This is a genomic window from Winogradskyella pulchriflava (genome assembly GCF_042434315.1).
Classification (GTDB): Bacteria; Bacteroidota; Bacteroidia; order Flavobacteriales; family Flavobacteriaceae; genus Winogradskyella; species Winogradskyella pulchriflava.
Map to the genome: position 1 here is coordinate 1 of NZ_JBHLTQ010000005.1, position 14,445 is coordinate 14,445.

General features: G+C 33.0%; 15 protein-coding genes. 12 read left to right on the top strand and 3 right to left on the bottom strand.

Annotated elements, in window-relative coordinates:
- The 11 genes from ACFFGA_RS09490 to ACFFGA_RS09540 all read left to right on the top strand — a co-directional run.
- Window positions 1–1,849 (top strand): T9SS type B sorting domain-containing protein (locus ACFFGA_RS09490; protein WP_386063014.1); only part of this gene is annotated, 1,849 nt, incomplete at its 5' end.
- Between the two features lie 9 nt (window positions 1,850–1,858).
- Window positions 1,859–2,794: a PorP/SprF family type IX secretion system membrane protein gene (locus ACFFGA_RS09495; RefSeq protein WP_386063017.1), complete on the top strand. Its 936-nt coding sequence runs from the start codon at window positions 1,859–1,861 to the stop codon at window positions 2,792–2,794.
- 12 nt (window positions 2,795–2,806) lie between these two features.
- On the top strand, window positions 2,807–4,711 hold the full coding sequence (locus ACFFGA_RS09500; RefSeq protein ID WP_386063020.1) for an OmpA family protein: 1,905 nt from the start codon (window positions 2,807–2,809) through the stop codon (window positions 4,709–4,711).
- A 119-nt stretch (window positions 4,712–4,830) separates the two neighbouring features.
- The gene (locus ACFFGA_RS09505; protein WP_386063022.1) at window positions 4,831–5,289 is read left to right on the top strand and encodes a contact-dependent growth inhibition system immunity protein; all 459 of its coding nucleotides are present in this window, start codon (window positions 4,831–4,833) and stop codon (window positions 5,287–5,289) included.
- Window positions 5,290–5,436: 147 nt separating this feature from the next.
- The gene (locus ACFFGA_RS09510) at window positions 5,437–6,168 is read left to right on the top strand and encodes a calponin homology domain-containing protein (RefSeq protein WP_386063025.1); all 732 of its coding nucleotides are present in this window, start codon (window positions 5,437–5,439) and stop codon (window positions 6,166–6,168) included.
- 357 nt (window positions 6,169–6,525) lie between these two features.
- Complete coding sequence (locus ACFFGA_RS09515) at window positions 6,526–7,128, top strand: TetR/AcrR family transcriptional regulator (protein ID WP_386063028.1); 603 nt, start codon at window positions 6,526–6,528, stop codon at window positions 7,126–7,128.
- Window positions 7,129–7,183: 55 nt separating this feature from the next.
- Window positions 7,184–7,987, top strand: a complete 804-nt coding sequence (locus tag ACFFGA_RS09520) for a haloacid dehalogenase type II (RefSeq protein WP_386063031.1) — start codon at window positions 7,184–7,186, stop codon at window positions 7,985–7,987.
- 2 nt (window positions 7,988–7,989) lie between these two features.
- A complete protein-coding gene (locus ACFFGA_RS09525) occupies window positions 7,990–8,385 on the top strand; it encodes a DoxX family protein (RefSeq protein ID WP_386063033.1) in 396 nt (131 codons plus the stop codon).
- Window positions 8,386–8,396: 11 nt separating this feature from the next.
- Window positions 8,397–9,131 carry an SDR family oxidoreductase gene (locus tag ACFFGA_RS09530; RefSeq protein WP_386063036.1) on the top strand — a complete coding sequence of 245 codons (735 nt, stop codon included), beginning with the start codon at window positions 8,397–8,399 and terminating at the stop codon, window positions 9,129–9,131.
- Between the two features lie 21 nt (window positions 9,132–9,152).
- Window positions 9,153–10,154 (top strand): alpha/beta fold hydrolase, encoded by a 1,002-nt coding sequence (locus tag ACFFGA_RS09535; RefSeq protein ID WP_386063038.1) that lies wholly within the window; start codon window positions 9,153–9,155, stop codon window positions 10,152–10,154.
- A 17-nt stretch (window positions 10,155–10,171) separates the two neighbouring features.
- Window positions 10,172–11,452, top strand: coding sequence for a sulfatase-like hydrolase/transferase (locus tag ACFFGA_RS09540; RefSeq protein ID WP_386063040.1), 1,281 nt, complete (start codon window positions 10,172–10,174; stop codon window positions 11,450–11,452).
- 211 nt (window positions 11,453–11,663) lie between these two features.
- On the opposite strand, the gene ACFFGA_RS09545 is transcribed toward ACFFGA_RS09540, so the two are convergent.
- Both ACFFGA_RS09545 and pdxH read right to left on the bottom strand, forming a co-directional pair.
- The gene (locus ACFFGA_RS09545; RefSeq protein ID WP_386063043.1) at window positions 11,664–12,161 is read right to left on the bottom strand and encodes a CAP domain-containing protein; all 498 of its coding nucleotides are present in this window, start codon (window positions 12,159–12,161) and stop codon (window positions 11,664–11,666) included.
- A 231-nt stretch (window positions 12,162–12,392) separates the two neighbouring features.
- A complete protein-coding gene (gene pdxH / locus ACFFGA_RS09550; RefSeq protein WP_386063045.1) occupies window positions 12,393–13,040 on the bottom strand; it encodes a pyridoxamine 5'-phosphate oxidase in 648 nt (215 codons plus the stop codon).
- A gap of 86 nt (window positions 13,041–13,126) precedes the next feature.
- On the opposite strand from pdxH, the gene ACFFGA_RS09555 reads away from it, so the two are divergent.
- A complete protein-coding gene (locus ACFFGA_RS09555) occupies window positions 13,127–13,540 on the top strand; it encodes a hypothetical protein (protein ID WP_386063048.1) in 414 nt (137 codons plus the stop codon).
- On the opposite strand, the gene ACFFGA_RS09560 is transcribed toward ACFFGA_RS09555, so the two are convergent.
- Window positions 13,537–14,442, bottom strand: coding sequence for a ribonuclease Z (locus ACFFGA_RS09560; protein ID WP_386063050.1), 906 nt, complete (start codon window positions 14,440–14,442; stop codon window positions 13,537–13,539). The genes ACFFGA_RS09555 and ACFFGA_RS09560 overlap by 4 nt on opposite strands.
- Between the last annotated feature and the right edge of the window lie 3 nt (window positions 14,443–14,445).

Genomic DNA, 14,445 nt, shown 5'->3' on the forward strand with positions numbered 1-14,445 from the left:
ACGTACTTGGTCATTGACTGATGAGTGTAACAACACGACTACTTTAGTTCAGACTATTAATGTTGTGGATACTACGGCACCAACGTTTACTGCACCTGCAGATTTAACGATTGAATGTGATGTTGACCCTACTGACCTTAGCATTACTGGTGATGTCACGGATGAAGCTGACAACTGTTCTAATGGCCTTGAAGCAACTTACGCTGACGTTGTTGCTGCTGGAAGTTGTGCTAATGAATCTACTATCACTCGTACTTGGTCATTGACTGATGAGTGTAACAATACAACGACTTTAGTTCAGACTATCAATGTTGTGGATACTACGGCACCTACATTTACTGCACCTGCAGATTTAACCATTGAGTGTGATGTTGATGCTACTGACCTTACCATTACTGGTGATGTTACTGACGAAGCTGACAACTGTTCTAATGGTCTTGAAGCAACTTACACTGATACTGTAACTGCCGGAAGCTGTGCTAATGAATCGACAATCACACGTACTTGGTCATTGACTGATGAGTGTAACAATACAACGACTTTAGTTCAGACTATTACTGTGGTAGACACTACAGCACCTACATTTACTGGAGATTTACCTACAGACGTAACTTTAGAATGTGATGCAGTACCTACAGCAGAGACCATTACTGCAACAGATAATTGTGGTGATGCTACGGTTACAATAGCTGAAACTATTACTGATGGTAGTTGTGAAAACGAATTTACTTTATTAAGAACTTGGACTGCTACGGATGCTTGTGGTAATGAAACTGTACATACGCAAACTATTACTGTACAAGATAATACAGCACCAACTTTTAATGAAACTTTACCCGCTGACATAAATGCAGAATGTGATGCTGTACCAACAGCTGAAACATTAACAGCTACAGATAATTGTGGAAATGCAAACGTTACATTTGTTGAAGAAATTACAAATGGTGCTTGTAATGGTGATTATATTATATCACGTACTTGGACAGCGATAGATACTTGTGGTAATGAAAATGTACATACACAAATCATTACAGTACAAGACACTACTGCACCAACATTGGTAACACCATTTGATGAAAACATTACAGTTGCCTGTGACGATATTCCTGCAGTACCAGATTTAGTATTTGAAGACGCATGTTCTTCTAATATTGAAGTAGTGTTTAATGAAAACTCGACACAAACGAATGATTTTGAAGATTATGAAATCATTAGAACATGGTCTCTGACTGACGATTGTGGAAACAATACAATTTTCACACAAAATATATCTGTAGAAATCAGTAATGTTATTAATGCTTTTGACACTTCAAGATGTGTTCTAGATGTTGAGTTTGATCTATTCGATTTATTATCTGGTGATTTTAATATGAATGGTACGTGGAGTGTTGTTTCAGGAAATGCAACAATAGATGGAAGTCTATTTAATCCTTCAACTGTAGAAGTTGGTATATATACTTTTATGTATTCAATCACTGAAGGCCCTTGTCCTACAGAAGTTGAAGTAAACGTAACTATTGATGATGATTGTGTAATACTACCATGTGGTGCAGAGGATGTTGTGATTTCAAAAACGGTTACTGCCAATGGAGACAATTTCAATGAATTCTTTACCATTAGCGGTGTAGAAGACTGTGGATTTGTTATTGAATTACAAATATTCAATCGTTGGGGAGCTGAAATATACAAGAACAACAATTATCAAAATGATTGGAATGGTGATGCCCATAGTTCTTCCGTAGGAAGTTCTGGAAAGGTACCAACAGGAACTTATTATTATATTATTAATCTAAGAAATAGTGGATTAAAACCATTTGCTGGTCCAATCTACGTAGCAACAAATAAATAAACTTAACCGATGAAGCTATCAAAAACTTTAAGTATTGCTGTACTTTTATTGAGTGTTTCCACTGCTTTTGCACAACAGTTACCTCAATTTACACAATACATGTTCAACACCATCTCTATAAACCCGGCTTATGCTGGTAGTAGAGAAACTTTCAGTGCAGTTGGCTTACACAGAAGTCAGTGGGTTGGATTAGAAGGTGGACCTGAAACACAAACGCTTTCTGTTCATACTCCACTTAGGAATGAAAAGATTGGTCTCGGACTTTCGTTTATAAATGACAAATTAGGTTATGAGAATTTTTCATACATCTATGGAGACTTTTCGTATACCATTCAAACTGGAGTAAATTCTAAATTAGCATTTGGAGTTAAGGGAGGTTTTACACATTATAACTTAGATGAAGAATTATTAACCGACCCATCAGTAGTAAATGATCCATTTTTTAACGATGTATCAAATCGTTGGAGCCCAAATGTTGGTGCTGGTTTATATTGGCATTCTCAACGTTGGTATCTTGGTCTTTCAGCACCAAGGATATTAAATACGGATTATAATAATGGTGGTAATGGAAACATAGATTACGTGGCTTTAGAGCGTATTAGTTATTACATTACTGGTGGTTATGTTTTTGATTTAAGTAAAACCACAAAGCTTAAGCCTTCGGTATTATTAAAAGCTACTAATGGTGCACCATTATCGTTTGATGTTTCGGCAAATTTCTTATTCAACGAAACGTTTTGGATTGGTGCTGGCTATAGAATAAATGAATCTGCTGCTGCTATTGGTGGTATTGCTGATTTTCAAGTTTCTAAGCAATTACGAATTGGCTACGCTTACGAATACCCTATATCTGATATAAGAGCTTACACAAGTGGTACGCACGAAGTATTACTAATGTTTGAAGTATTTAAGAGCAAACGAATTAAATCTCCAAGATACTTCTAAAATAAACGCATTATGAAGACAAAAATATTAGCACTTACATTAATACTTGGCTTTTCGTTATCGAATGCGCAAACGAAATTGGCCGATAAGTTTTTTGATAATTTCGGTTATATAAAGGCTATAGAGCTTTATGAAAAAGCTTATGAAAATGGCGATAATAGTGCGCATGTACTTACACGTCTAGGAGATGCATACTACAATAATTCTAACTCTGAAAAAGCAGCATATTGGTATGGTGAGGCATTAAAAGAACATAAAAATATTGATGCTGAATATCTGTACAAGTATATTCAATCGCTTAGAAGTATTGGAAATTATAAAGAAGCCGATAAATGGTTTAAAGAACTAAGTGCTGCCCAACAAGGAGATAGTAGATTAAAAGGATACAATCCAGACGAAGTTGATTTATTTGCTAAACTAACTTCAAAAAACAAAGTAATTGTAAATATTGAAAACCTACCCTTCAACTCAGAAAATGCAGATTTTGGTTCATTTATTTTCAATAATACACTTTATTTTGCTTCTGCAAGAGGTGATAATAGTAAAGTCTATAGCTGGAATAAAGAACCATTTTTAGACTTATATCAAGTTACATTTACCGATGATGATGGAGTTATAACTTACGGATCTACTTCAGATATTCCTGGAGATAATATAAATACAGAATATCATGAAGCATCAGTTGCAATAACTAGTGACGGAAAAACTCTTTATTTCACAAGAGACAACATTAATAAACGTAACCGATTAAAATACGACAATAAAGGAACAACGCACCTTAAAATATACAAAGCAACTTTGGTAAACGACCAATGGTCTAATATTGAAGAGTTGCCATTTAACGATGATGTATTTTCTACAGGTCACCCAACCTTAAGTGCGGATGACAAGGTTTTATATTTTGTATCAGATCGTGAAGGAGGCTTAGGACAAACCGATATTTATTCTGTAGCTATTAATGATGATGGAACCTATGGAAAACCAGAAAACCTTGGTGAAAAAGTTAATACAGAAGGACGCGAGATGTTTCCTTTTGTAGCTAAAGATAGTACATTATACTTTTCGTCAGATGGACACTTAAATCTTGGTCTTTTAGATATTTTTAAATCAGATATCTTAAAAGGTATAAGAACAGAGCCTGAAAATTTAGGTGCACCATATAATAGTGGTTACGACGATTTTGCATTTTTTATAGATGTTGATACTAAAAGAGGTTATTTCTCTTCTAACAGACCAAACGGAAAAGGTAGTGATGACATCTATAGTTTTAATGCTACGCAATGTAAGCAAGAAATTACTGGTGTTGCCAGAGATAGTAAAACCAACATCATTCTTAGTGGAGTTACTGTAAGATTAATTGACGAGACTGGTAAAGTCATTGAAGAGTTATTCACAAAAGATGGTGGTGAATATACCTTTACGGTTGATTGTAATAAAACCTACTCAGTAGTTGGTAATAAACCAGACTATAAAGAGGATCAACAATCTGTAACCACTGATAATGACAATAACAAAACAAATACTGTAGATTTATTATTAGAGCCTTTAATCATCGATAATCAAATAGTTATTAACCCTATTTTCTTTGATTTCGATAAGTCAGATATTAGAACTGATGCGCAATACGAGTTAGAGAATATTGTTGATGTAATGCGTAAACATCCAAACATGGTTATTAAAATTGAATCGCATACAGACAGTCGTGGTCGTGATAAATATAATATGAAGTTATCCGATAGACGTGCAAAATCTACAAGAGATTATATCATCTCAAGAGGTATAGATTCTAGTAGAATAGAAAGTGCCATTGGGTATGGAGAATCTCAGTTACTAAATAAATGTGCTAACGGTGTAAAATGTACAGAAGAAGAACATCAACTTAATAGACGTTCTTACTTCTACATTGTAAACGAATAATTTTACCCTCAAAATTACTTAAAGAAAAAGCAAGCCGAAATGGCTTGCTTTTTTTTTACAGTATTGCATAATAAATTGTATATGTTCGTATATTTATGTGTTGTGTACCATTTGAAGAAATGAAAAAATCCAAAATCAAGTCTAAAACAAAATTTGAAAATAATTGGCTTTCTAAATCATTAGAAAGTTTAGAAAAGGAATTTTGGGGAGATATCCCGAAAGATGAAGGTTACTTAGTTACCACATGTCATCAATTGCGAAAAAAGCAACTTAAGGAATTCAATACTGAAGATTTGAGAATAATGATTGGACAAAATATTGGACTAAGGTTTCTAATTCCCCTTGCGTTAAAAGCTCTTAACAAAAACATCCTTGCAGAAGGACATCTCTATGAAGGTGATTTATTGAAAATGGTCTTAACAAGTGATCCTGAATATTGGAAAATCGAAATAGATAACTGGACAGAAATGTGTAATCTTTTTAGAAGTAGAATAACGGAAATAGAAAAAGAAGCTACGGAATATGATACGGGACGGAAAATTCTGAAAGCATATAAAGAATTTGAAAAAATAAACTAAAAACGGTACACAACAACGGCTATAGTTCATTGCAGCGGAATTTCCTCTCGGAAATTCCTGCGTATTTGCTAACTTTGGTTTACGACGGAATAGTTCTGCCAAACCATTCCGCAACGAAACCATAGCCAAAACCGTTGTAGCCAATTAATGAAAAACGAGATTCTATATAATTTAGAGAAACTATTAGAACAATCTCTTTCCTACACGAAAGGGGCTACGATTAGGCAAATAATTACGAATTATATTAATGAAACTAACCAAAATTATTTAAGTATTGGAATTAACCACTATTTAGATGATGATGAACCAATTGAATTAAATAAGCTTAAAGAAAATAAAGAATTAAAAGAGTCTTTTCAAAAAGCACTTAAACTGAATTTGGATGAAAACAAAATACTCTCAAACTTTAAAGCTGATTTGATAAATGCTTTTTCAGAAATAAAACTAAAAGTCCAATCTGAACAAAAAGGAATTAAAAATCAAGCTATCTTTTTGGAATATGACTTCCAACCTATCGCCTCAATATCTGGTTACGGAAAAGGAAACTATCCAATATTAAAAAGCCCAAAATATTTAGAATTTTATCCTACTGAAGAAATCTACATAAATATTGAAAAAATTGATTATAGTTTAGCTTGGAAAGATTTAATTTCATTCAATAATGTATTAGAAAAATTTGAAATAGATGATTATATTATAGAGTCTGACATTTATCAAGCACTCAACAATTCGTTTAAATTTAAGACTTATATATTATTACATAAAGCTTTCGATGAACTTGGAATTAAAATACTGGATGGAATTGATATTGAAAAACCAGTAATGGTTTATGGAAATGAGCACGATTGCGAACCGATCAACATCTATGCATTTGAATAATAAACTGACTACAATAATGTATAACCGCAATTACGGCGGATTCGACTACGTCGGAATCTACCCGGAATTGCTAACGTCAGTTCTCAACCGAAAAAATTCGTATATTTATCAGTAAACTGACTGTTATACGAGACCGTTACCTGCAATATTGACCCGTCCTGAATAAAGGCTACATAATTTTAAACATTATGTACACAAATGACAAAGTAATTAGACGGTATACTGAATCCATTCAATAACTTAATCTATGTCAATACTTCTAGATTATTAGAATACAAAATTGTAGAGTCGTTTTGTCAAATCTTTAATATCTGTTAAAAAAACATTCCTATTGGTATTTTTTTATAAATTTGAAATATGCAACAGGAATTAAAATCTGAAATAACCAGACAGCACATCGTGCATGAAGCTTTTAAACTGTTTTATCAAAATGGTTTTAAATCTACCAGTATTAATGATATCATGAAAGCTGCAAAAATGACAAAAGGTGCCTTTTATCATCATTATAAAAACAAAGAGCAACTGGCATTGGAGGTCATAAAACTTAAAATTCAAAAAAGAGTTTTCGATGGAATGATTGCTCCTTTAAACGAAGAAGGCAATGCCATAGAGATTTTAGAAACCACTTTTGTTAATCGTATAAAATCCTTTCCTATCTTCGATAAAAGTAACGGTTGCCCAATGAATAATTTCATAAATGAAATTGGCAATTATGAAAAAAGCTACCAGTTAGCTTTAAAAAGTATTATTGAAAAATGGAAATCTGCCCTAATTGCTTTAATTGAAAAAGGTAAAGTTGAGGGTTCGATTAAAAAAAGCATCGATAATGAAGCTGTTGCAATATTTTTAATTAGTGCTTTTGAGGGTATTAGAGGAATTAGAAAACTGTACAACGACGACCAAATTCTCAATGCATACATAAAAGCAATTTCCAACTATTTACAGCTTATAAAAACGTAAAATTTTTTAATCATAAACATACCGTTTAGAATGTTTTTATACAAACACTATACAAATGAAGAAAAATAACAGAAGAAATTTTATTAAAAACGTAACACTCTTAAGTGCAGCTGGAATAGGAATACCTCAAATGGTATTTTCGGAGAACACGCTAAAAAACAAAACAATGAAAGCAGAACTAAATAGACCAAAAGTATTATTTTTTGATGTAAATGAAACTTTATTAGACCTTACCATAATGAAAAAAAGTGTAGGTGATGCACTTGGTGGCAGAAGCGATTTATTGTCTTTATGGTTTACTACTATGCTTCAATATTCACTTGTTACTACAGTAGGTAGAAAATATGAAGCATTTGGAGTTATAGGTGCTGCAGCATTACAAATGGTTGCTGCAAATAATGGAATTAATATTAGTGAAGAAGAAGCAAAAGAAGCCATTCTGCCTCCTTTACGCTCCATTCCTCCGCATCCAGAAGTAAAAGAATCTTTAAAAAAATTAAAAGATGCAGGTTATACTTTGGTGTCCTTTACCAATTCATCAAATATTGGTGTAGAAACACAATTTAAAAATGCGGGATTAATAGATTATTTCGACCAGAGATTAAGCATTGAGGACATTGGTAAATTTAAACCGCATACAGATGCCTACGATTGGGCAGCAAGAAAAATGGGAATTCAAGCTAATGAATGTATGCTTGTAGCAGCACACGGTTGGGATATTGCTGGAGCAATTTGGGCAGGTTGGAGAGGTGCTTTTATCAGCCGACCTGGAGCACAATTGTATCCACTTGCACCAAAGCCAGAAATACATGAAAGCGACCTTGCATTAGTCACCAAAAAACTGATAGAATTAAAATAACTATGGGAAAATTAGATAACAAAACATTAGCTATATTACTATTTCGCATATCTTTTGGAATAAACTTTTTATTTCATGGAATAGTGAGAATGCCTGATTTAGAAAAGTTTGTAACAGGAATGCAAAACACTTTCCAAGACACCTTGTTACCAGAATTTATGGTAACACCTTTAGCCTACTGTATTCCACTTGTGGAGCTCATTATTGGAATATTTTTATTGCTCAATAAATTTACTCGAGAAACCCTAATAGCCACTTTTGTGCTAATGAACATATTAGTTATTGGGAGTTCTTTTGCTCAAAAATGGGATCTGGTTGGTCTACAATCTACCTATATCGGATTTCTGTTTTTACTATTATACTTTACTAATGACCACCAAAAATCAATTCAAAACTAAAAAAACACTTTATGAAACTCGAAAATAAAGTAATCATAGTAACCGGTTCCTCTAAAGGAATCGGAAAAGAAGTTGCCATTCTATTGGCTAAAAATGGAGCAACAGTAATAGTGAATTACTCTAGTAGTGAAGAAGAAGCCCATGATACCGCTGAAATCATTAAAACAAATGGTGGAATTGCTATTACAATAAAAGCAGATGTTAGCAAGAAAGAAGAAGTCACACATCTATTTGATGAAACCATAAAAGTATTTGGAAAAATTGATGTATTGATTAATAATGCAGGTATTATGTTTACCAAATTATTAAAGGATAATACTCAGGAAGATTTTACCAAACTTTTTGACGTGAACGTAAGGGGCATTTTTAACACAATGCAAGAAGCCGATAGCAAATTAGCAGATAATGGTATAATTATAAACTTTTCATCTAGTACCGCTAAATTGATGTTTCCTACTTATGCCCTATACTCTGCATCAAAAGCAGCAGTAGAGCAAATGACAAGAGTTTTTGCTAAAGAAATAGGTAGAGGAATCTCAGTAAATGCTATTGCGCCTGGTGCTACAGCTACAGATTTATTCCTTAATGGTAAATCGCAGGAAACCATTGAAAAAATAGGTGCTATGAATGCCTTTAACAGACTAGCAGAACCCATTGATATTGCTAAAGTTGTGCTATTTTTAGCCAGCGAAGATTCTAAATGGATTTCGGGTCAAGTTATTGGTGCAAATGGTGCTATGGTTTAGAAACATTAAATAAAATATAAAATGATAAAAAACATAATATTATGGGTTTGTTTGTTGTTGAATTTCCATTTTGCAGCAGCACAAACTGAAAAATTACAATGGTTAGATATTGAATTATCTAATTATCAATATCCCTATGAGGTTTCATTTTTAGAATTAAACATTCAAGAACAAAACCTAAAAATGGCTTATATGGATGTTATGCCTGAAGCATATAACGGCAAGAATATTGTGCTTTTTCACGGCAAAAATTTTAATGGTGCGTATTGGGAAACAACCATTAAAGCCTTAACAAAGGCAGGTTTTCGTGTGATAGTCCCAGACCAAATAGGCTTTGGAAAATCATCTAAGCCATTACATTTTCATTATACCTTTCAACAATTAGCACAAAATACCAAAACACTTTTAGACACCTTAAATATTGAAAAAACAGCCATTTTAGGACATTCTATGGGCGGAATGCTAGCCACTCGATTTGCCTTAATGTATCCAGAAATGACAGAAAAGTTCATTCTGGAGAATCCAATTGGTTTGGAAGACTGGAAACTAAAAGTACCTTATAAACCTGTTGACTGGTGGTATAAAAATGAACTTAAAAAAAGTTTCGAAGGGATAAAGAAATATCAATTGGTGAATTACTACGATAATAAATGGAAACCCGAATACGACCAATGGGTAAACTTATTGGCCGGTTGGACGTTGAATTCTGATTATAAAACCATAGCCTGGAATAATGCCTTAACGTATGATATGATTTTTACACAACCCGTTGTGTATGAGTTTAAAAACATCACTGCTCCTACTTTGTTAATAATTGGAACTAGAGACCGAACAGCACTTGGTAAACCACTCGTAAGTGAAGACGTAAGAAAAACAATGGGTTTATATAATCAGTTAGGAAAAGAAACTCAAAAGAAAATACCTCATGCTAAATTAGTAGAGTTAGAAAACGTGGGGCATCTTCCTCACATCGAAAAATTTGAAGCTTTTATTTCTCCCTTGATAAAGTTCTTGCAAAATTAAGTTCAGTTAAACGCTTCATGAAGAAATATATAATACTTACTACGCTAGCAATTTATTTACTATCCTGCAAAAACAATCAGACGAATAAAGACGTTGAAATTTCCCCAAACATATTGTTAATCATAGCAGACGATATGGGGAAAGATGCTTTAGCAGGCTTTTCAGAAGGTAATGTAAAACCACAAACTCCAAATATCGATGCTATCAGAAATAATGGTTTGAATTTTACAAACTTTTGGACGTATCCAACGTGTTCGCCTACAAGAGCATCAATGATTACGGGTAAATATGGATACAGAACCGATGTAAGGTGGGCAAATCAAAAATTAAGTAAAAATGAAATCCTGTTACAAAAATATATCAACGACAACACTAACAATGGTTATGTAACCGCTGTAATTGGTAAGTGGCATGTATCTGGATATGATGCAACGATTAATCCTGAAACCTTTGGTATCGATTATTATGAAGGTATTTTTATTGGCTCTGTAAAAGATTATTACAGCTGGCCCTTATCTAAAAAAGGAAAACAATCCCTCAGCAGTGAGTATACCACCAAAAAGTTTACTGCTTTGGCTTCTCATTGGATTCAGAAACAAGACAAACCTTGGTTTATGTGGTTAGCTTACAATGCACCACACACTCCCTTTCATATTCCTCCAGTAGAAATGCATAATCAAGGTAATTTACCTCCTTACAAAGAAGGTGTGGACCCAACACCATACTTTATGGCTTCAATTGAGGCAATGGACCATCAAATAGGTCAGCTGTTGAATTCATTATCAAAAGAAGAAAGAGAAAATACACTTATCATTTTTATGGGTGACAATGGCACCGAACCTGTTGTGACACAAGTTCCTTACGCCTCAAATCAAGTGAAGAGAAGTCTTTATCAAGGTGGTATTAATATGCCTTTGTTTGTATCTGGTAAGGGAGTAGAAAGGAAAGGGACGGATAGCAATCTAATTACGAGCACTGATATGTTTGCTACAATAGCTGAAATAGCAGGTGTGGAAATTGATGAAATAAATGATAGCAAAAGTTTTAAGTCGCTTTTGTCTGAAGAAAAATTAATCAGAAAGTATCAGTATTCTGAAATGAAGAATGAAAAAAATGACGCTTGGACGATTAGTAATGGTACATACAAACTATTAGTATTTGCTGATGGAAACGAAGAAATGTACAACTTAATCAATGATCCTTACGAAAAAAATAATATTCTGAATTCAACTTTAAATACTATTGAAAGAAAATCAAAAGAAGAGTTAGAGATCGAATTGAAGAGTATAAGAAATTAAAAATAACTTATGCCAAAAACGTATATAATTAATTGACTCTTAAGTGCTAACTTTCGAAAATTCATTCAGAATATTCATTGGCTCGTGAATGTTTGCTAAACTAGTTACAGAAACATGCAACTAATCATTCACAACAATATGTTGCTACTAAAAAAAGCCACAACTCACGTCATGGCTTCCATCTTGGCTATTAATCAACTTTTAATGCGGTTTAGCGCTTAATAAAGATATTGGTAAAATACCACTTTCCTTCATTATTTTGTTCGGCTGAAATATCAAAATCAGTATAATCGCCTTCTATATTTTCTTTATGGCTTGGGCTATTTAACCAAGCATTAACTACAGATTCTGCAGAATTAAAGCCATATGCTACATTTTCTGAAACTATGTTAGCATTTGCATTTAGCTGTAAGCTTTGTTTTCTTTGAAAAAAGTTATCATGAGATACGTTATTTACCTCAATCATATAATCCGTATGCGTATATGCCACAGCCTTTACTGTACTATGGTCATTTAGCGGATTTAATCCCTCATTAATTCTATGTACATTAATGAGCTCCATAATTTCTATTTCTATGAGTTTTGCTTGTGGAGCAATTGGAACTTCAATTGAGTTAATTTGATCCTCAGCAGCTGTATCTGTTGAGCAAGATGTAAAGCCTAAGAGGGCAACGATAGCCATAAATGGCAATAGTTTAGTCAATTTCATAAGTAGGTTAATTAGGTAATTTAGATTTGGGGTCTAAATTGTTTATTACTTACATTGGCTATTTAAACTTTGGGGCAACAAAATAACCAATAATTACATTGACAATATACATATTAATTTAACTTTTACCGTTTATAGGTATTATAAATCGATAAAGCGTATTATTTTGTAAGAATAATGGAATAAAAAGTTAACGTTTCTTGTATTTCACCGATAATACAAAAATGAGAATCAAGGAGCTAGTCGTTCAATCTTCCAATCGAAGTTTGCTTGCAGCTGATAACGTATTCTATCATGCAAACGATTGGGTCTGCCTTGCCAAAACTCTATTTCAACAGGTTTAACTATATAACCTCCCCAATAAGTGGGCCGCAGAATATCTTTTCCTTCATATTCATCTTCCAATCTTTTTAGCTTAGCTTCTAGTTCATCTCTGTTTTTTATCACTTCACTTTGATTAGACACTATAGCACCGAGTTGACTTCCTCTAGGACGCGATTCAAAATAACCATCACTGAGATTTTCTGCAATTTTCTCAGCCTTTCCTTTAATAATAATTTGGCGTTCTGCTGAATGCCAAAAAAAAGACAAACATACATTAGGGTTGACTTCTATAGCCTTTCCTTTTTCGCTATTGTAGTTAGTGTAGAATATAAAACCTTCGTGTGTATATTTTTTTAGTAGCACTACCCTATTTTTTGGGTAACCATCTAAGCCAAAAGTTGATATAGTCATAGCATTAGCTTCTTCAATATCAAAATGTGTATCGACCTCCACAAACCAATCTCGAAATAATTCTATTGGGTTTTCGGGTACATTAGTTAATAAAAGTTCCCCTTTTTCGTATGATTTTCTGTAATTGCTTAAGTCTTTTTCCATGGTTTTACGAAGTTAATCCAATATTTTGTTTCTGTCAAAAAAAGTGTAGTTTTGACAACAAACCCTAAACTAATTTTAACCTTAACATGCGCTTTGAAGATTCCCCATTATCAAAATCTATAAATTATGAAAAAGTTATTTTAGATTTTGGGTCTTATTATCTGTGTGATAATTTTTTTATAATGGAAATCAATGAAGGTGAACATTTTAATTGGGATAAACTCAATATTCTATTAGATTCACTTAGAACCTATTATGGAAATCATAAAGTTTTAGCCTATATCTCTAACCGCATAAATTCTTACTCTATAGATCCTGTACTTTGGTCTTATTTTGATAAAGATGATAGTATCTTAATAGCCGCATCAATTGTAAGTTATAGAGATTCTACATATTTGAATGCAAACATTGAAAAACAAATAGCTTCTATTCCTATGAAAAGAGCTTGGAGTTTAGGTGAAGCTATAGATTGGGTAAAGCATTTAAATGAGTTCAATTAAAACTTGAATACTTCACCATCCTTAGCCAAAAGTACATTGTTAAAGACTTCTTGCGCCTGAGATTTAAACTCATCATACCCATTGTAACGTGTAGAAAAATGCCCTAAAATTAATGTACCTACATTAGCTTTTAAAGCAATAGTTGCCGCTTGCCTAGCTGTACAATGTTTTGTACGAATGCATAGGTCTTCGTTTTTGTCTAAAAAAGTAGATTCATGGTACAAAACAGTAGTATTTTTTATGACATTTACAATACTTTCATCGTAAACAGTATCACTACAAAATGCATAACTTTTTGGAGGTAATGGGTCTCTAGTAACAGTTTCATTTTTTATTAAAATACCATCTTCATTCTTAATATCTGCACCTTGTTTTAACTTTCTGTAATACGCTACATCTATATTGGCATTTAAAACTGCATTCATATTAAGCTTACGTTCGTTGGGCTTTTCCTTAAACAAAAATCCATTGGTATAAACACGATGATTTAAAGGAATGGTGTGGACTTCAACTTTTTCATCCTCATATATAATCTCTGACTCTTTTGAGGTTAACTCATGAAAAATCAAAGGGTAATTTGTCCAAGAATCCGATAGTTTTAATTGAAGTGTAATAACTTCTTTTAATCCTTTTGGCCCATAAATATGAAGCTCAGTTTCTCTTGTTAGCAAACGAAAAGTACTTACAAGTCCTATTAACCCATAATAATGGTCACCGTGAAGGTGTGAAATAAAAATATGTTTTATCCTCGAAAACTTAATTTTGTTACGACGTAGTTCTACCTGAGTACCTTCACCACAATCTATAAGAAACATGTGGTTTTTAATCTCTAAAATTTGAGATGTAGGATTGGTATTAGTACGTGGTGTTGCGCTATGACAGCCAAGGATGGTTAATTTCATGTA